A 20,358-nucleotide genomic window follows, 5' to 3' on the forward strand; every position below is an offset into this window, starting at 1 on the left:
TAGCAATAGGAAGTCCACAGAATTCCATGTCTCGGAAACAGGAAGTTGCGATGTCTAAAAAGGAACTGCCTGCACGCGCAAAGGTCGTCATTGTCGGCGGTGGCGTCATGGGTTGCGGACTGGCCTATCACCTGGGCCATGAAGGTTGGGGCGAAGACACGGTGCTGTTGGAAAAGGCCGAGTTAACTTCGGGCTCCACCTGGCATGCCGCTGGTCAGATTACTCACTCCACCAGTTCCTACGGGCTGGGCAAAATGGTCGACTATAACATTGGCCTTTATTCCAAGACACTTGAGGAAGAAACCGGTCAGGCGGTTACATGGCATGGCTGCGGTTCATTCCGTCTGGCCTATACCGAGGATGAGATGGACTGGCTTCGCCACACATTATCAGTTGGCCGAGCGCTGGGGTTCAATATCGAGTTGGTAGGGCCTGACTTCATAGCTGACAAACACCCCTACTATAACCTCGACGGTGTCATTGGTGCGCTTTATACGCCAGATGACGGTCACGTTGATCCTTCGAACGTGACTATGGCGATGGCAGCTGGGGCCCGTCAGAAAGGTGTGAAGATTTTCCGCCACTGTCGCGCGACCAACATCACCCAGAACGATGCAGGTGAATGGGTGGTGGAAACCGAACAAGGCACCATCACCTGCGAACACGTCGTTAATGCAGGCGGCACCTATGCCCGTCAGATGGGCGAATGGTCGAACCTGCAATTACCCATGACCTCGATGACCCATCATTATTTTGTCACTGAAGATGTGCCTGAATTCAGAGACCTGAAGACCGAGCTGCCGGTGATCCGCGATGACAAGATGGTTTCGGGCTATATCCGCATGGAACAGAAAAAGGGCCTGATCGGGATCTATGAAAAGGAGAACTCGAACTCTGTCTGGCATGATGAATGCCCATGGGAGTACGAAAACTGGCTGTTCGAGGCGGATTATGACCGTGTCATGCCTTGGCTGGAAAACTCATTGGAACGGATGCCGATCTTTTCTGAACTGGGCATCACCCGCGAAGTTCATGGTGCAATCAGCCACCCGCCAGATGGCAACCCGATGGTCGGCCCCGCACCCGGCGTCAAGAATTACTGGTGCTGCTGTGGCACGCAGATCGGCATCGGTTGGGGGCCTGGTCTGACCCGTGAACTGGCCAAATGGATGGTACACGGTGCTGCCGATATCAACATGCGTGACTATGATCCGCGCCGCTTTGGCAGCTATGCCAAGAAAGACTGGCAGGTCATCAAGGCGCATGAGGATTACAAGCTGCGGCACGAGATCCCCTTTCCGCATTTCAATCGTCTTGAAGGGCGTCCGATCAAACCCTCGCCGCTGTATGAAATCCTCAAGGAAAAGGGCGCGGTCTATGAAGAGGTTTTTGGCCACGAGCGCCCGCGATGGTTCGCGCGCAATGGTGTTGAACAGCGTGACCACTATTCGTTCCGCCGCAACGAAGTCTTCGACATGGTTGCGCTGGAATGCCAAGCCGTGCGTGAGCGTGTTGGTATCATGGACGTGACCGCGTTCACCAAAGTCGAAGTTTCAGGCCCCGATGCCTATGCCTATCTTGACCGTCTGACGGCCAACAAGATGCCACAGAAAGATGGCTCGATCACCTTGACCCACTTTCTGAACCGCCGGGGCCGTATCGAGCTTGAGACGACCATCGTTCGCATGGCGGAAGACCGCTATTATCTGGTCTGCGCGGCGTTCTTTGAACAGCGCCTTGTCGATCACTTGAACCAGAACCTCGCGGGAGAGACCGTCTTTGTCAAAACGCTCTCTGAAGATTGGTCGGCTTTGTCCCTGAACGGGCCAAAATCCCGCGAGGTACTGGCCAGATGCACCGACGCGGACCTGTCCAACGCCGGGTTCCGCTGGCTGTCGGCTCAGGAAATCACCATCGCGGGGCACAAGGTCTGGGCCTTTCGCATGTCCTATGCGGGCGAGTTGGGTTGGGAATTCCATATGCCGGATGAAACCTGCGTTGACGTCTACAACGCACTGTGGGCTGCCGGCGAGGAATTTGGCATCGAAAACTACGGCTCGTTTGCGATGAACAGCCTGCGCATGGAAAAAGCATTCCCCGGTGCTGGAGAACTGACCAACGAGGTCACGCTTCCAGAGGCCAATGTCAGCCGGTTCTTCAAGCTGGACAAAGAGTATCTGGGTGTCGAAGCAACGCGCGCCAGTGCCGCTCAGTCTGAGGCGGGCGAGATGCCTTGGATTTGCGCCTATTTGGAGATCGAACCGGATGGGGTCGAAGATGGTCATGGGGGCGAGGCTATTCGGATCAAAGGCGAGGTTGTCGGTGCAACAGCCTCGGTCGCCTATGGCCACAGCGTCGGCAAAATCCTCGCCTTTGCTTACGTCAAGCCACACGTGAATGTTCCGGGCACAGAGATCGAAGTAGTTATCGCTGGTGTACCCCGCAAAGGGCGTGTCCTCGGCGAAGCAGCCTATGATCCGAAATCCGAACGCCCACGCACGGACGCAGTTCGTGAACTGGCGTGATCTGAAAACCAGAGCATCGGCCATCGCGGAAGCCCTATGGTGACGCCATGAAGATAACCCGTATCCGTGTGTTCAAAACCCCCCTGCCCTATGTCGGCGGATCATACGGCTGGGGCGCGGGCAACGCGATCACAACGTCGATGTCTTCGGTAGTGGTGATCGACACGGATGCGGGTCTACAGGGCTGCGGCGAGTTTGCCCCATGCGGCGAGAACTACATGATCGCCCATTCCGAAGGCGTCGAGGCCTTTGCCCGCCTCGTCGCCCCGCGCTTGCTGGGGGAAGATCCCCGCCAGCTGTCCAAGATCGAACGGTTGATGGATGGCACGGTCCAAGGTCACGGCTACGCCAAAGCGCCCTTTGATGCAGCGTGTTGGGATATTCTGGGACGGTCCACCGGACAACCTGTTTGGATGCTGATGGGCGGCAAACTCACCGATGGTGCGCCGATGTACCGGGTTGTGCCGCAAAAGCCTGTCTTGGAAGAAACCATCGCCGAGATGGAGCAGCACCGCGCAGCGGGATACCGGCAGTTCCAGATCAAGGTAGGTGGCGACTGGGTGACCGATATCGACCGTATCCGCGAAGGCGTGCCCCTGCTGAAACCCGGTGAAAAGGCTATGGCAGATGCCAATCAGGGTTGGCGCGTTGACAACGCTATCCGTGTGGCCCGCGCAACCCGCGATCTGAACTTTATCCTCGAACAACCCTGCCACAGTTACCACGAGTGCCAGCAGGTGCGCCGCGTAGCCGAGCAACCAATGAAACTGGATGAATGCGTCACCGGGATTGAAATGGCCCGACGCATCGTGAACGATCGGGGTGCCGAAATTTGTTGCTTGAAGATTTCTAACCTGGGCGGCCTGTCCAAAGCCCGCCGGGTGCGTGATTTCCTGATTGATCACGGTATTCCGGTTGTCTCCGAGGACACGTGGGGCGGTCAGATCACCACCGCCGCAGTTGCCCATTTTGCGGCCTCAACACCCCAAGAGATGCTGATCAACTCGACCGATCTGATGAACTACAACACACGAAACACCGGGATTGGCGGCCCCACAGTAAGGGACGGTAAACTCTATGCCACAGATACTCCGGGGCTTGGGGTGACGCCGGACTTTGACAGCCTTGGCCCACCTGTCGCAACCTACGAATCCTGCGCCTGATGGAAACCGCCTGATGAAGATTACTCGCATCACCGCCTGGGAAGTCCCGCTGACCTCGCATGACACCTATTACATGGCCGAGGGCAAGACCTGCGATACGACGGTTTCCGTGGTCGTCCGCCTGGATACCGACACCGGCGCATCGGGCTGGGGAGAGGTTTGTCCGATCCCGCATTATTTACCCGCCTATGCCAAGGGCGTGGCTCCAGCGCTTGAAGAGATGGCACCCGTTGTCATCGGCGCTAACCCGGTTGGTCCCGAAGCGCTGATGGAGCGCCTTAATAAGCATCTGATCGGGCATGGCTACGCCAAGTCAGCGATCGATACAGCGCTTTGGGATCTGACCGCACAGGCAGCCGACCTACCGCTTTACACTTTGCTTGGTGGGCGGGCGGTCGCGGATTTGCCGCTGTATCACTCGATCACCTGTATCGCGCCGGATGAAATGGCGCGCATGGCGCGCGATGCCTTTGATCAGGGCATGCGACAGTTTCAGGTGAAGCTGGGCGCGGACAACAACTGGGAAGCCGACGTTGCTCGTTTGATTCAGGTGCGCGAGGCTGTAGGTGATGGCCCGTTGGTTTATGGAGACTGGAATTGCGGGTCAGATACGCTGACCGCTACACGAGTTGGCCGCGCTGTCTCGCATCTGGACATAATGCTGGAACAACCCTGCGCCACGATTGAGGAATGCGCCCAGGTCCGCGCCGCGACTGGTCTGCCGATGAAGCTGGACGAAAGCGCCTGTGACATTCATTCGGTTCTGGCAGGACACCGCGCTGGCTGCATGGATGCTGCTGCGCTGAAACTGTCGAAGATGGGCGGCCTTTCGACGATGCGTCAAATCCGCGATCTCTGCCTGTCGCTTGGCACGCAGATGTGCATCGAGGATACCTGGGGCAGCGATGTTACGACGGCCGCCTCGCTGCATCTTGCGGCCTCAACCCCAGCGCACGGCATCATGAATACATGCGATCTGTCCCACTATGTCAAACCATGTCTCGATCCGAATGCACCTAGCCGCCGGAACGGTCGCATCGCCCCACCCGAAGGCCCCGGCCTTGGCGTCAGGCCTGATGCAGACGCTTTGGGCCAGCCAGTAACCATCATCGATTGATCCCAACCCCGCACGCCAAGAGGCCTGTTATGGAAGACTTCAGCAACGCCTACCCCTCCCATGATCCCGAATGGGTCAAAGACATGCATGCGGATCATTATCTGCAAAGCTGGTCGAAACAGGGCAGCCGCCCGCGCGTCATAACAGGTGCTCAGGGCAGTTGGTTCTGGGACAGCGAAGGTAAACGCTACCTCGATTTCCAAAGCCAACTTGTGAACGCCAATATGGGTCATCAGCACCCCAAGATCGTACAAGCGATTAAGGATCAGGCGGACAAGCTTTGTTATATCGGCCCGGCCATGGGCTCGGATGTTCGATCAGAACTCGCGGCAATCATGACCGAGATCACGCCTGCCAACATCTCATCAACCTTTTTTACAACAGGAGGGTCCGCCGCCAATGAAACCGCGATCCGTTTGGCGCGGCATTACACCGGTCGGACAAAGATCATTGCCCGCTACCGTTCCTACCACGGGGCAACCGGTGGCACGCTATCGCTGACCGGCGACCCGCGCCACCATCTGACCCGCGCCGATATGCCGGGCATCGTGCGGATGCTTGATCCTTACGTCTATCGGTTACCAACTGGCCACAAAGACCCGGCCCAGTGCCCGGTCGCCCAAGGCGGGCCGCATCTGGAAGAAATCCTGATGTATGAAAACCCTAACACCGTGGCCGCTGTCATTCTGGAACCTATTGTCGGCACAAACGGGATCATCGTGCCACCCGACGGATATCTGCAGTCGATCAAGGCAACCTGCGAAAAATACGGCATCCTACTGATCGCGGATGAAGTCATGGCCGGGTTTGGCCGGACGGGAAAATGGTTCGCCGTCGATCACTGGGGTGTTCAGCCGGACATCATTTGTTCGGCCAAGGGCATCAACTCGGGTTACGTGCCGCTTGGCACCATGTCCGTCAGTACCGAGCTGCATGACTGGCTGCGCGATTACCCATTGCCCGGAGGCCTGACTTATGCCGGCCATCCGCTGGCCTGCGCATCTGGCATTGCCGCGATCCGAGCCATGCAGGAAGAAGGCACGCTGGCCCATGCCACCGCGATGGGGGAAAAGATGCGCGCAGAGCTGCACAAGCTGGCAAAGAAACACCCCTCGATCGGGGATATTCGCGGCAAGGGCATGTTCAATGGCATCGAACTGGTCAAGAACCGCGACACCCGCGAACCGCTGGTGCCATTTGCCGCCAAAGGCGAAGACGCCAGACCCATGAGCGAGATGATGAGCTTTGCGATGAACGAAGGCCTCTACCTGTCATTCTTCTCGAACGTGATCCGCCTGACCCCACCGCTCAACATCAGTGAAGACGACCTGATTACAGGGCTGGCGATTCTGGACCGCACCCTCGACATCGCCGACCGGGAGTGTCTCTGAGAACTAGTCGGCGCGAACGCTCGCATCTCGGAAATCCAAAGCCATCACATAGCCCTACGCCGCAGCCTCCGCTCGTTGCGAGTGCAATCACAAAATGAACGCTCTGGTCAGACCCTTCTACGCGTTGCTAACCAAGAAGGCCTGTGCGGCCTTCTGGAAGGAAGGCCAGGCAATTACGGCAGCATATCGGATATTCTGCTAAATCCCGCCAGATCGAAACCAAAGGAAATCGGATCGCCGACCCGGTTTACGCTTTCAATACTCAACAGATTGCCAGCGCGCATCTTTGACATCCAGTCCTGAGAAACAGGAGAACGGGCAAAACAACCCTGTGCTTCGCAGGTTAGAAAATCCAGCCGCGCGATCTCGGCATCATCCACTTTAGCAATCAGCCCTTCAGAGAACAGCAGGCCAAATGGCAGTGTCAGCACCGCTTCGATCTCGTCTCTGCCGGCAGGTTTGACGAACGCAATCGAGGCAAGCCTTTGATTGTTCTCGGTTAAGATAATGGTCTGGGTCATTTCACAAATCAATTCAGTTCCGTTGACCTGATTGCTGCAGTTGACCGACCACAATGGCGCTTCGTTTTCCTGTGCGCCAAGTTGAGTTGTCAAACCGAACGACGCCACCAAAGCGTAGATCCAAGTTTTCATACTGCTGTTCCTCATAAACTAGAATTGTATCCCAAGGCCAATGCCAACCTGCAGGGCTTCGGTTGAGTCTCCAAACATATGGTCCAGGCTCAGGTTGATAAAGCTGCTGTCATCCAAAGCAAACAATCCCAACCGCGCGGACACGACGCCGTGGGCGTCACCGATATAGCTGGTATTCACGAACCCTCCGTCGGCGGCGCTGGCCCCACTGAAGCCAGCGGTTACCGACACCGTGTCGTCAGACGAGAGGATGGCACCGGCGCGCAGGCTCGCACGCAGTTTCTGCGAGGCGCTCAGGATCTGCTCGGTCCCGATCTCAATCGACGGCGTCAGCGAATAGATCATCTCGTTGTCGTCCTGCAAGACGATACCTGACAAAGTGGCATCGCCATTGCTTTCCGTCGCCAACCGCGTCGCATCGATGGCCAGTTCGGGGCGCAGGTACGCTCCACCAGCGCCAAGTCTTTGATCATACGCCAGGCTGAGCCGCAGGTTCTGGTGGTTCATCTTGTGCTTGATCTCGCTGACACCAACGGTGTCCACAATTGTGCCATTGGGCAAAACGCCCCGGATCCCACCTGCACGGCTTGTATCGTAGTTTGACCAACCTGCCGACAGCATGGCCGCAAACTCCCACGCGCCTGTGTATTTGGTCAGCGATGCACCCAGATTGAACCGATCGCCAGATGCATTGTATTGCGATCCGTTCTGCAGGCTGATCTGGTCGTAGCCCAGGGCAAACCCTGCATACAACTCATCCCCCACCGGTAGACGGACACCCGCCGACCAATTGGTGTTATTGACGTTCAGATCGTTGTAAATCCCGGTCTGCTCGCGGTCGAAGAAATAGCGGCCGCCGGTAAACCAGATACAGTTACGCGGATCATCCCCGGCTTGATAATTGGTGTAGCGTTCGCAGTTTTGCAGCGTATCCGCGAATACCCGCGTGCCAAAATACGCATCCACCGCATCTGCGGCGTAGTCCGCTGTCGACAAGCTCTCAATGGCCGCGATCACATCGGCCTCGGATTGCATGTTCCCGATCAGCGCCAAAAGCTCGCCCTGTTCGGACGTTCCCCGCCCGTTCAGGACATCATTGATATAGTCACCGATCGCGGTCTGGTTGGAGTTCATCCTAGGCGTCGAATAGTCTGGTGTGATCACCAGATCGATCGAACTGCCGTCCGACGTCGCCCCGTTCAAACCAATGGAGTAATCAAGAACCACAGTGTCCTGGATGGTCGTGCCAGCATCTGCGGCCGTTCCATCGGGATTGATGATGACAAGCGGCAATGCGCGTTCGAGCGTGTTCAACCGCGGCACCAATGTACCACCAATGGTGGCATCCCCGGTGACATTGATAAGATCGCTGTCTCCACCCGATATGCCAGTGGTTCGGAAATACACGTCGAACGTTGAAGTCGCAGTGCCGCCAAAGGCCAGACTTCCGGTCACGTTCGTGGTCTGGCTGACATTTTCGGTGAAGGAAAAATCATCCGCTTGAACAGAAGCCGTCAGGCCTCCGTCGACGCCCCAATTTGCGCCCAGAACCAAGTTGCCATCCACCTGCATGAGCCCGGCGTCGCCCAGATTCACGGTATCCAATGCATAGAAGGTTGCACCATCTTCCACGGTCAGGCCATTCGTCCCGTCACCAAGGTTCAGGTTCCCAAGCGCGCGTCCGGACAGCGTGATTTGTTCATTGCCATCGCCGCCGTTCACCAGTTGGTTATTGCCCGCGATCAGCACCGTGTCTTCTGATAGGGTCAGCGTGTTGTCGGTACCTCCTTCGACAATGATCGAGGCAACCGAGTTCGCTTGCCCGGTGCCGCCCATGACAACACCATCGAACCCAAGCATAATGGTGTCTGCACCGTCACGGCCTTCGGATTGTGCAAAGACACCAATGCCACCGTCGCCGACCGACAAGACATTGCCGGTCAGGGTCATGTCGATAGCACCGCCCGACCCGGCGCCACCTGCGGCACCCCGGAATATGGAATCGACGATGCCGCCGCCGCCACCCAACGACTGCGCGGCGACACCGATCGCGTTCTCTCCACTGGTGACCGTGTTACCAGTTTGCAAGAACAGAATGTCCCCGCCGTCCCCGCCATTCGCTGCTGACAGTTTTACGGTCACCTGGTTGGGGTCCAGGTCTGTCGTGACAAGACCACCGCCGCCGCCGATGCTCTGGATCACGAACGCATGCGATCCGGTACCACTTGTGTTTACGTCACCGGTATTGGTGAAATCGACGTTGCCGCCATCTCCAGTTGAATCGTCCTGAGCCCCGAGGGTCACATCGACGCCTCCAAGACCAGCAACGACAGCTTCACCACCACCCGCGCCGATGCTTTGAACGCTTTGGCCAAAGGACCGGTCACCGCTGGTGAAGACATCTCCATTCAGATCAAGATCGATATCACCGCCACTGTTGCGGAAGCTTGGATCGGACCCCAGGATTACCGAAGCAAACCTGTTGGTATCAGCCGGGCCCGTGCTGTTGAGCACCAGCTTACCGCCGCCGCCGCCAATAGATTGCGCCGTACCTGCCGAGGAAAACGCACCATCAGTGCCGACATCGCCAGTCCGGCTGCCGAACACATCGCCACCTGCTGCATCATTCGTATCAATCGCGCCCAGGCGCGCATCAATCTCGATACCGTCGCCATCCTGAAGGCTGATGTTGTTGGCCGATGTGCCACCACCGCCGCCAACACTCTGCAGCATCAGACCTGTCGAGCGGTCACTGGTGGTCGCTATGTTACCGACGTGCGACTGGGCAACCTGGCTGCCCGCCGTGCCCGAAACATCATCACCGCCCAGCGAGATGTCACTGATATAAACAGTGCTGGTTCCACCCGCGCTTGCCGTCGCGGTCGTAAAGTCGACCGATGTTTCGGAGTTGCCGCCGCCGCCATTGACGGATTGTGCGAAGATGGCCTCGCTGCCTGCACCATTCACCAGAATGTCACCGGTTGAATTGACAGTCGCGGTTCCCACCGATCCGGTGGTCCCTTCTCGCGCGCCCAACACATGAGAGATCGTGTAGTCCAGCGCCGAGACCAAGGGCGACGATACCGAATATCCCGCATTACCGCCGCCGCCACCTACGGATTGGGCATAGATACCGAACCCGTTTTCAGCGTTCACGACAATGGTACCGGTATGGTTGACCGTGACATCTCCACCATCCGCCCCGTCGCCACCAGAACCGCCAATGGCGATCTTCGAGTATGACCGGCCGGTCATTGTGTTTTTGAGGTCATTCACATCCATCGCAACGGCCAATCCACCATTGCCACCACCGCCACCAACGGATTGCGCGAAGATACCGTAGGCCCCTTCGCCATCAACGCGGATGTCGCCGGTATTGGTGACAACCGAGTTTCCGGCAGCATTGCCACTGCCACCCGAACCACCGATGTTCAACTGCGCGGTCGGAGAGCTGCTGTCCCCAGTCTTTAGCCGCAGCGTCCCTGTAATCGAACTCCCACCATTGCCGCCGCCGCCACCAACGGATTGAGCAAAGATGCCATGCGCACCTGCACCAATGGTGATGATCGTACCCGCATTTGTGACGGCCACGTTGCCTCCGGTTCCACCGGAACCACCCGAGCCACCCAGGCCAAACTGCAACGCCCGCCGAGTGCTCGCCTCGGCCCCGCCATAGCGACCATCGACCGAGATTGTCGATCCGCCATTGCCGCCGCCACCGCCGACAGACTGCGCGAAGATACCGTGGCTTTCGGCTCCGCTGGTCACGATCGTACCATCGGCTTCGTTCACAACAGTGGTTGTACTGCCAGAACCACCGGTGCCGCCGGTGCCACCAATAAGGATCGCGTTTGTCGTAGACCCCTCCGAGGACCGGCCCAGAATAATGTTTCGAACCTGCTGTGCATCACCACCGCCACCGCCGACCGATTGCGCGTAGATACCCACCGACTTGTCGCCCGTGGTCAGGATCACGTCCCGGTTGGTCACAGATACCGCCGCCGACATCGCACCCGAGCCGCCGTTGCCGCCGATGGACAAGGTCGCGGTGTTTCCAATCTCTTTACGAAGGCTGATGATGCGGTTTTCCACGACACCACCCATGCCGCCGCCTCCTCCGACGGACTGCGCAAAGATACCATGGGCCATGGTGCCTGCGGTGCTGATTATTCCGTCGCTCACTACGGTCACGATGTCCGAGGTCATACCGTCCCCACCGGTACCGCCTATGTTGATCGATGCTGTGGTGCCGACTGTGGACGGGTTGACCACAGCTTTGATGGTATCGAGGTTCGATTGTCCGGCCTGTACCATGCCGCCAGTTCCGCCTGCGCCACCGATGGATTGCGCCATCAGCCCAATCGAACGATCTCCGAACGTTGCGATCTGGGCAGTGTTGGTCACGTCCACCGTGCCACCAACGCCTCCGGTGCCACCAGTGCCACCGATGGACAAGGCAATTGACGTGCCCTTGCCAGCCGAGTTGCTGGCCTTACCGCCATTGCCTCCGCCGCCGCCAACTGACTGCGCAAATACGCCATGTGCGTCATCGCCCTGCGTGACGACGGTGCCCGCCACTACAGAAGTCACATCGCCTGCTGCACCACCCGTACCGCCTTCAAGCCCGACTGACAGGCTGGCTTTGTTGCCTTTGCTGTCGCCGGATTTCGGGGTGCCGATGCTGACCGAAGTTGATGACGAGTTACCCCCGCCATTGCCGATGGACTGTGCAAAGAAGCCATAAGACCGGTTGCCCGTCGTGCTGATCGCGCCGTTCGAGCTGGCAAAGACGTCCCCGCCGCTGCCCCCGGTTCCACCCGTGCGGCCGATCTGGATGTTTACATTGCCACCATCAACCGACGTCGATGCCGAGTTGTAGCCAGCATTGCCGCCGCCGCCGCCAACGGACTGCGCAAACAGACCATGGGAATCTGCGCCCGAGGTCGCGATGTCGCCTGTATTGCGCACATCCACCGAACCACCGATGCCGCCCTCACCCGTGCCACCGCCAATGGCCAAGCCAAAGCCTTTGTTGGTCGCGTCGGAGGCAAGCTCATAGGTCATGCCGAGGTTCAAGGCGGCGTTGCCGCCGCCACCACCGATGGATTGCCCAAAAACACCGTGGCTGCCATCTTGCAAGGTGACGATATCACCATAGTGATCAACATCGACCTCGCCACCGTCCCCTGCCGTACCTGCATCGCCACCGATGGCAACCACCGCTGACACACCGGTTTTATTGCCAGAGGAATCTGCAGGGTTCACCTTGCCTTCAAGCTCATCCAAAACCGCGTTGTAGTTGGCGATGACCGAGTCATCGACGCCGGTATTGGTCGGTGTCTTACGATCGGATGAATCGCCTGTGCCGCCGTTGCTTTGGTTGCCGGTGGTCTTGCTGATACCCACAACTGCGTTGATCCCCGCATCGCCGCCGCCGCCGCCAATGCTCGACGCCTCGATACCGTGCGATCCAACGCCATCGGTCGTGATTGTCCCCGCAGCAAGGGCCGCTGTGCCACGCGCGACGGTCACGTCACCCGCATCGCCGCCACCGCCGCCAAAGCCGCCGATCCCCATCGCGATAGGTGAGCTGTCCTTGGTACCAACAAAGGTCGCATTAATGCCGCCGGTACCACCGCCGCCACCGATGCTCTGGGCAAAGATTCCGCGCGCGTGATAGCCATTTGTTGCGATGTTGCCGGTCTGAGTGACCGACACGTCACCCGCATCCGCACCAGTACCTCCGTGGCCGCCAAGGCCGCCCACAATGCTCAGATCCGTTTTGCCGTCCGAGTTGTTGGAGTCGCCATAGTTCAGCTGCCCGGTCACATTCAAAGCACCGTTGCCACCGCCGCCTGCGATCGACTGGGCCAAAACTCCATGTTTCCAGTTGCCGGCGACTGACACAGTTCCCGCATGATTGACGCCCACATTGCCCGAGACATTGCCGTCACCGCCAAAGCCTCCGACGCCAAACGTAACCGAAGGGATCTTGCCATCTTTGCTGAGCGCAATTCCACCCGAGACATTCAGACCGCCATTGCCGCCGCCGCCGCCGATGGACTGCGCCAGTAGACCCGCCGAACCGTCAGTATCCGGCTTTTCTTCGTTGAAGACACCCATGTCGATGAACAGGCGTTCCAACCCGAAGTTCGACGCCAATTCCTCGGTCTCATCAACGATCGAGTCGCCCAGGAAATCGCGCAATTTGTCTTCGAACGTCGTTGTGTTGGGGATCGAGATATCGTCCGGGTTCGTTGTAACCGTAATATCCGCTTGCGAGGTGACCGTGACGTCTCCGGCCTGACCGCCATCGCCTGCGAAACCACCGACGCCCACGATCAGAGAGCTGTCGGATACGATCCCGCCTGACACGTTCAGACCACCGTTGCCACCGCCGCCACCAACGGATTGGGCCAGCAGGCCGGATTGGCCAGTGCCGTGAGCTGTGATCGTACTGCCCGCGCCAATGTTCACATCAACATTTCCGGCATCTCCACCGCCGCCGCCAAAACCTCCAACGCCCACGACAACCGCATAGGATTTACTGCTGTCCGTCTGACCCGCACCGGGTTTGCCGCTTATCGCGAGGCCGCCCGAGACGTTCGTGCCGCCGTCACCGCCACCGCCACCAAGCGACTGGGCAATGATGCCACTGGCCCCTTTGCTTTCATCAACGGCGAAAGTGCCATCCGATTGCTCGACCATCGGTACGGCCTGTACATTGCCGGTATAGTCCAGATCGACATCGCTTGCATCACCACCGGCCCCGCCAAAGCCGCCAACACCCGCTGAAACCGAAAAGATCGTGTCCGACCCCGATGGTTTAGTCAGCGCCAGAGTGCCCGAAATATTCACGCCCCCGGTACCGCCACCGCCACCAAGGCTTTGCGCAAACAGACCATGCGACCCGTCACCCGCCGTCACTACATCGCTTTGAACATCCAACGTGACCGCATCGGCATTGCCACCACCGCCACCAAAGCCACCAAGTCCCAGGGCAACCGCTGCACCGGATTTGCCGGTGAGATTGACAGCGCCAGAAACGTTCAGACCGCCGTTACCGCCGCCGCCGCCGACCGACTGGGCTATGACACCAATACTGTCTACGCCAGTGGTTACCACCGAAGTTGTGCCACTGCTGTCCGTTCTTGAGCGCAATGTGCTGTTCACTTCACCAGCGTTACCCGCCCCGCCACCGAAGCCGCCAACGCCCAAACTGACCGAGCCGCCATTTTCCTGGCTGATACCCAACGAGGCCGAGATATTAGTGCCGCCGTTGCCACCACCGCCGCCAAGGCTCTGTGTCAGGATCCCGGTGCTGCGATCGCCGGTCGTGGTCACTCCGCCGGTGATTGTCGATTGCACCAACGCTCCGGCATCAGCGCCGCCGCCGCCAAAGCCGCCCACACCGATGCCGACCGACGCATTGGCTGATCGGGACAGAGACAACGCTGCCGAGATGTTGGTGCCGCCGTTGCCACCACCGCCGCCGAGGCTTTGCGTCAGAATGCCGACCGAGTCATCACCGGTTGTCATGACATCTCCGGTGACCCGCTGCGTGACGTTATCTGCCGCACCACCGTCCCCGCCAAAGCCGCCGACGCCGATCCCCAAACCCCCGGAATAGTTGCTGGCTACAGAAATGGCCCCGGAAATGTTTGTGGCGCCATTGCCGCCACCTCCGCCAAGGCTTTGTGCGATAATACCAGCCGACCGCGGACCCGAGGTGCTCACATTGCCAGAGAACATGTTGTCGACTACCCCGCTGGTCCCGCCACTGCCGCCGAAGCCGCCCACGCCGATACCTGCCGCACCCGATCCAGTGCGTGCGATGCTCAGAGCGCCCGAAATGTTGACGCCGCCATTACCGCCGCCGCCGCCAACGGATTGGACCAGAACGCCCGTCGCGTTCTCACCACTTGTAGTGACATCGCCGGTGACCGACCCCGTCGCCGCGCTCGCAGCACCGCCATCGCCACCCGAGCCACCGATGCCAACCCCGACGGCGCCACCCCCGGTCCCCGAGATGTTCACGGCTGCTGATACGTTCAGCCCGCCATTGCCGCCGCCACCCGCAGCAGATTGCACCAAGACGCCGCCAGAATTGTCACCGGTAGTGGTAACACTGCCAACGACCGTGCCTTCGGCCGTATCCGCGTCGCCCCCGTCGCCACCGCTGCCACCAAGACCAACAGACGCACCACCGCTGCCGGTTCCTGCGACAGTGACTGTGGCGGAAACATTCATGCCTCCATTGCCACCACCGCCGCCAAGGCTTTGCACGATCACCCCGCCGGATTCATCGCCTTGTGTCGAGACGTTTCCGTTCAATGTGGCTTCAACTGTGCCTCCGTTGCCGCCGGTACCGGACGCGCCACCAAGACCCACGGATGCCCCACCCGAGCCAGTGCCCGCCGCGGCCACTGCAACCGAGACGTTCATGCCACCATTACCGCCGCCACCGCCGACAGATTGTGCCAAGAGACCGCTGGAGGTTTCACCTTGCGTGATCAGATTCCCGGTTACATTCGCCGTGACCGCCGAGGCGTCACCGCCACCAGTTCCGCGACCGCCCAAGCCAACTGCCGCAGCGCCAGAACCCGTACCTGCGCCACCGACGGAAGCAGAAACGTTGAACCCGCCATTGCCGCCGCCGCCGCCGATTGATTGCGCCACAACTGCGCTGGACTGCGCACCTTCGGTTTGAACACTATTGGCAACCGTCAGGCCAACAACACCCCCCGTGCCGCCACTGCCACCGGACCCACCCAGGCCAACGCTGATCGCGCCCGATCCGGTACCGGCCCCAGCCAAAGCCGGTGAGACATTGAAGCCACCATTACCACCGCCGCCACCAACGGACTGCGCGAGGACACCCACCGAAGCATCCCCTCGGGTCACCACATTAGCTGTTGTGCTGGCCGTCACCAAACTGCCGTCACCCCCGGCGGACCCTGAGCCGCCCAGACCAACCGAAACCGATCCCGCACCCGTTCCAGCCCCGGACACGGTGGGCGAGACATTGAACCCGCCGTTACCACCGCCACCGCCAAGCGACTGCGCAACAAACCCGCTAGAGGCGAAGCCATCCGTCAGGATGGTGCCATTCGACGTCAGCGTGACAATGCCGCCATTGCCGCCGGTATCACCTGAACCACCCAGTCCTACACTCACCGCACCACTGGCTGTACCTGCGCCCGACAGAACCGGGGCTACGTTGAACCCACCATTGCCGCCTCCGCCACCGATGGATTGCGCTACGACGCCCGAGGACTGATCCCCCTGCGTTTCAACCGCATTATTCGATGTAGCATCGACCGTGCTGCCATCGCCGCCACCGCCGCCGTTGCCACCCAATCCGACCGAGACGCCAGCCCCTGCAGTGCCCGATCCCTGAACCGATGCGCTGACGTTAAACCCGCCGTTACCTCCGCCACCGCCGATGGACTGCGCGAGGAAGGCTGTCGCCGAGTCACCTTGCGTCAGAATTGTCCCACTGGATCTTAGCGTAACCGACCCGCCATTACCGCCACCTGCGCCCGTTCCACCAAGCCCGACACTGACCGCACCGCTTGCAGTACCTGCACCGGCCCCGGTCCCCGAGATATTAAACCCACCATTGCCGCCACCACCGCCGATGGATTGGGCGACGACGCCTGAAGAACGGTCCCCGACAGTTACAATCGTATTTGTGGTCGTCAGATTGACTGTGCCACCCGTCGAGCCCGTACCTCCGTCGCCGCCAAGGCCAACTGAAACTGCACCGCTCGCAACCCCAGCCCCTGCAAGTGACGCGCTAACATTAAAAGCACCATTGCCACCGCCGCCGCCAACGGACTGTGCCAGAACGGCAGTTGAGTCCGCGCCACCGGTGCTTACGGTGCCTGTGACTCGACCGGTCACCGATTGACCGATTCCACCTCCTGAGCCGTCGCCACCAAGGCCTACGGTGACGGCACCGCCACCTGCCCCCGCACCAGCAACACCGGCCGTCACGTTGAAGCCACCATTGCCACCACCGCCGCCGATGGATTGGAAAACTACGCCGCCTGAACCTTCGGACACTGTTGTGACGTTTCCTGCAACCTGGCCTTCAACCACGCCGCCATTGCCGCCTGTATCGCCGTTGCCGCCGAGCCCGACGCCAATTGACCCAGCACCGGCTCCTGCCGCTGCCACTCCGGCGGTGACATTGAAACCACCATTACCACCGCCACCGCCGATGGATTGAATAACGACAGCCGTCGAGCGTGCACCTTCGGTCCGAACGTCGCCGTTGACGCGCACGCCGGTTACCGTACCGCCTATGCCGCCGCTGCCTCCGTCGCCGCCAAGTCCGACTCCAATCGTTCCGGCACCGCCACCGCCGGCCGCCAAGCCAGCAGCGACGCTGAAGCCGCCATTGCCACCGCCACCGCCGATGGATTGCACCACGACCGCACCGGCATCGTCCCCACGGGTTGTGACATCCGCATCAACTTGGGCCGTCACTGTACCGCCCGCACCTCCACCGCCAGCTTTACCGCCGAGGCCTACACTGATGGACCCGGCAGCGCCGCCCGCAATATCGGCACTGGCACCGATGGCATAACCACCATTACCACCGCCGCCGCCAACGGATTGCGCAACGACACCGCTGGAGAATGCGCCACTGGTTTCGATTGAGGTCCCACCGGCACGCAAAGTGACGTTGCCACCGATACCGGCACCACCACCATCTCCGCCGACACCGACGTTGATCCCGACCGCAGCGCCTCCGCTTGCGCTGATACCGGCCGCGATGCTTCCACCACCATTACCGCCACCGCCACCCACGGATTGGGCGATGATCGCGCTGGAGCTTGTGCCAGTCGTGGTCACGTCAGCATTGGTATAGACCTGAACAAGTCCACCATTGCCCGCACTGCCGGCCTTGCCGCCAATTCCAACTGATACGTTGCCTGAAAATAGTGCCGAGGCGCCACCGGTCGCAGCGACCGCCAAACCACCATTGCCACCACCCCCGCCGACGGACTGGAACAGCATGCCTGTCGATCGGTTTCCGGTCGTGACGAGAGTGCCTTCAAACCCAGCTGCCGTTGCGACGCCACTACCATCGAACTGGCCAACCGTGACCGGACCACCCGTGCCGCCCGTACCACCGTCACCGCCAACCCCAACAGCCAGCGAACCCGATACCGGGCCGCCTGACGCTGCGACAGATACGGCATAGCCACCATTGCCGCCACCACCGCCAACAGATTGCAGCATCACCCCAACCGAGTCGTCACCACCGGTTTGTACAGAAGCTGAACCGCTGCCGCTAAGCGTGACCGTCCCACCGTTGCCACCATTGCCAGCGGACCCACCAACCGAGACCGATGCCGCGCCAAATGCGCCAACCGCAACCGAGACCGCTCCGCCACCGTTGCCGCCACCGCCGCCGACGGATTGTGCAAATACACCTGCCGAGCGCGCGCCCGAAGTCCGGATAGCCGACGGCTGGCTGCCATCGGTGTTGGATAAGGTTACGTTGACATTGCCACCGGTCCCTCCGGCCCCGCCATCACCACCGATGGCTACCCCGACAAACGCACCTACCGAACCGGACGAACCACCATTGCCGCCACCGCCACCGATCGACTGGGCCAGAATACCCATCGCATCATCACCCGAGGTGGTGATGATCCCGTCATTCACGATCGTCACAGTGGACCCGCTGCCACCGCCGCTGCCATTGCCACCGACCGAGACCATTCCACCGGACGAGCCACCATCACCGCCACCGCCGCCGATGGATTGCGCGATAATCCCGCGGGCGTTGTCGTCTTCGGTTACAATACGCCCGTAGTTGCTGACGCTTACCGCAGCGCCCGTTCCGCCCCGAGATCCTGTGCCACCAATCGCAACAAGCCCATAGGAGTTTGCACCGGTTCCGCCGCTGCCGCCGATGGATTGCGCCATGACACCGTCAGCCCCAATGCCCGAAGTCAGGATGCTTCCCGAACCTTGCACAGTGACATTCACCGAGTCCCCGCTACCGCCGTTCGAGCCCACACCACCAAGAGAAAGTGATACCAGGCCGCCTGCAGTTCCGCCCGAACCACCGCCGCCGCCGATGGACTGGGCAACAATACCGCGCGCGAAATCACCTTGTGTTTCAATCGCGCCACCGTGCGAGACGTTAACCCTGCCTCCATTTCCGCCATTATCGGCCCCGCCAATGAGCGAAACCAACAAGTTGCCACTTGTCCCCGCTGACCCCCCCGAACCGCCGATGGATTGGGCGTAAATCCCGTTCGCGTAGTCGCCGGTCGTCAAGATGCTACCGCTTGAGGCCGTGTTTACCGTTACGGTGCCACCGCTACCGCCATAGCCTCCGTTACCGGACGAGCCAACCAGCCCCCATTGTGACCCACCATTACCGCCATTGTTCGAAACGCTCAGCGCATAGATGCCATCAGCCGAGTCGCCGGACGTAGAAATGTCACCCCGCTGCGTAACTGTTACATCGCCACCATCTGCCGAGTGGCCACCGGTGCCCCCACCCGGAGCCGCGAAGCCGCTGCCGCCATCACCAGCCTCGCCGCTGCGGCTGAAGGCAAATATACCGTCATAGCCGTCGCCCGATGTCTGGATCGTGCTGCTGGAGGATTGTGTTGCGTTAACCGTGCCGCCTTCCCCGCCGTCGCCGCCATCGCGCCCGTCCCAAAAGCTCAGATACGAGTCGCCGCCCTGACCACCGTCACCGCCAACGCTACCCACTTGCCAACCGACATTGCTGGTTGCGTTGACATTCCCGCTCAGGGTTTGTGTCTGGGTTGGGCCATCGGCACCGTTTCCGCCTGAACTTGGTGGCACAACAAGCGCACCATCGCGCCCATTGCTGCCATCTCGCCCGTAAACGACCTGGCTCACACCGTTGGGTCCGGAGACGTTCACCGGCGGGGTGACAGAGCCAGGAGTACCCGAACTGTTGAAGTTGCTGTTGTACTGAGACAGGGTCAGCTGAGTGGACAAGCTGGCCGTTCCGGTCGCACCAGAATTACTGATCTGAGCCGTTGTTCCCGTTATGGATACAATCTCAAATGCCAGTGGGGGATTGTCGGAGTTGTAAATTGTATCGCCGGCATCTTTGACGAGAAACACATAGCCATCCGCCGTCTCAACAAAAGCCGTCGTCCCGGCTGTAGGTGTTGAAGCGGGATCCACGATCAGTGCAGTGACTGTCGTATCCAGACCAGTCACAGGGTTGTTAACAGTGTCTCCAACAATTGAATCTGCAGTCGGCGCGGCAAACAAAGGTGTTGAATTAAATAGAAAAATAGAAAGCGCAAACAGCAGGTTTGAAAACTTTGACACCTTGAGACCCTACAACCCAATTCACCAGCACAGAAGGCAAAGAAGAGCTGCACCCAAAAGCAACACATTGCTTTTGGGAATTTCCCCATCACCACCTAAAGAAAGATATGCGCAAGTTTAAGGAGAGTGGATTTCTTAAATTTGTCTAAAACTGGATTTGGTTAA

At 59.8% G+C, this 20,358-nt stretch carries 6 protein-coding genes; 4 read left to right on the plus strand and 2 right to left on the minus strand.

Translation table 11 applies throughout. From position 1 onward, the window contains the following. Positions 1 to 50: 50 nt before the first annotated feature. From ACR0I1_RS10325 to ACR0I1_RS10340, 4 genes are read left to right on the plus strand one after another with little or no spacing between them, the layout of a single operon-like run. A complete protein-coding gene (locus tag ACR0I1_RS10325) occupies positions 51 to 2,525 on the plus strand; it encodes an FAD-dependent oxidoreductase (protein WP_480706285.1) in 2,475 nt (824 codons plus the stop codon). Between the two features lie 47 nt (positions 2,526 to 2,572). Beyond that, positions 2,573 to 3,688 carry a mandelate racemase/muconate lactonizing enzyme family protein gene (locus ACR0I1_RS10330; protein WP_480706287.1) on the plus strand — a complete coding sequence of 372 codons (1,116 nt, stop codon included), beginning with the start codon at positions 2,573 to 2,575 and terminating at the stop codon, positions 3,686 to 3,688. 13 nt (positions 3,689 to 3,701) lie between these two features. Further along, on the plus strand, positions 3,702 to 4,805 hold the full coding sequence (locus ACR0I1_RS10335) for a mandelate racemase/muconate lactonizing enzyme family protein (protein ID WP_480706289.1): 1,104 nt from the start codon (positions 3,702 to 3,704) through the stop codon (positions 4,803 to 4,805). 29 nt (positions 4,806 to 4,834) lie between these two features. Further along, the gene (locus ACR0I1_RS10340) at positions 4,835 to 6,196 is read left to right on the plus strand and encodes an aminotransferase class III-fold pyridoxal phosphate-dependent enzyme (RefSeq protein ID WP_480706291.1); all 1,362 of its coding nucleotides are present in this window, start codon (positions 4,835 to 4,837) and stop codon (positions 6,194 to 6,196) included. A 173-nt stretch (positions 6,197 to 6,369) separates the two neighbouring features. Here the strand turns inward: ACR0I1_RS10340 and ACR0I1_RS10345 are convergent, their stop codons facing one another. Together ACR0I1_RS10345 and ACR0I1_RS10350 are read right to left on the minus strand one after the other, a co-directional pair. Then, positions 6,370 to 6,849, minus strand: coding sequence for an invasion associated locus B family protein (locus tag ACR0I1_RS10345; RefSeq protein ID WP_170407630.1), 480 nt, complete (start codon positions 6,847 to 6,849; stop codon positions 6,370 to 6,372). Positions 6,850 to 6,867: 18 nt separating this feature from the next. Next, positions 6,868 to 20,079, minus strand: coding sequence for a hypothetical protein (locus ACR0I1_RS10350; protein ID WP_480706293.1), 13,212 nt, complete (start codon positions 20,077 to 20,079; stop codon positions 6,868 to 6,870). Positions 20,080 to 20,358: the final 279 nt, after the last annotated feature.

Source organism: Ruegeria sp. B11 (assembly GCF_056539785.1).

What these genes read in the sequence shown, in the direction of transcription:
- ACR0I1_RS10335 (WP_480706289.1), top strand. Translation starts at nt 3,702, where the DNA reads ATGAAGATTACTCGCATCACCGCCTGGGAAGTCCCGCTGACCTCGCAT.
- ACR0I1_RS10340 (WP_480706291.1), top strand. Translation starts at nt 4,835, where the DNA reads ATGGAAGACTTCAGCAACGCCTACCCCTCCCATGATCCCGAATGGGTC.
- ACR0I1_RS10330 (WP_480706287.1), top strand. Translation starts at nt 2,573, where the DNA reads ATGAAGATAACCCGTATCCGTGTGTTCAAAACCCCCCTGCCCTATGTC.
- ACR0I1_RS10325 (WP_480706285.1), top strand. Translation starts at nt 51, where the DNA reads ATGTCTAAAAAGGAACTGCCTGCACGCGCAAAGGTCGTCATTGTCGGC.
- ACR0I1_RS10345 (WP_170407630.1), bottom strand. Translation starts at nt 6,849, where the DNA reads ATGAAAACTTGGATCTACGCTTTGGTGGCGTCGTTCGGTTTGACAACT.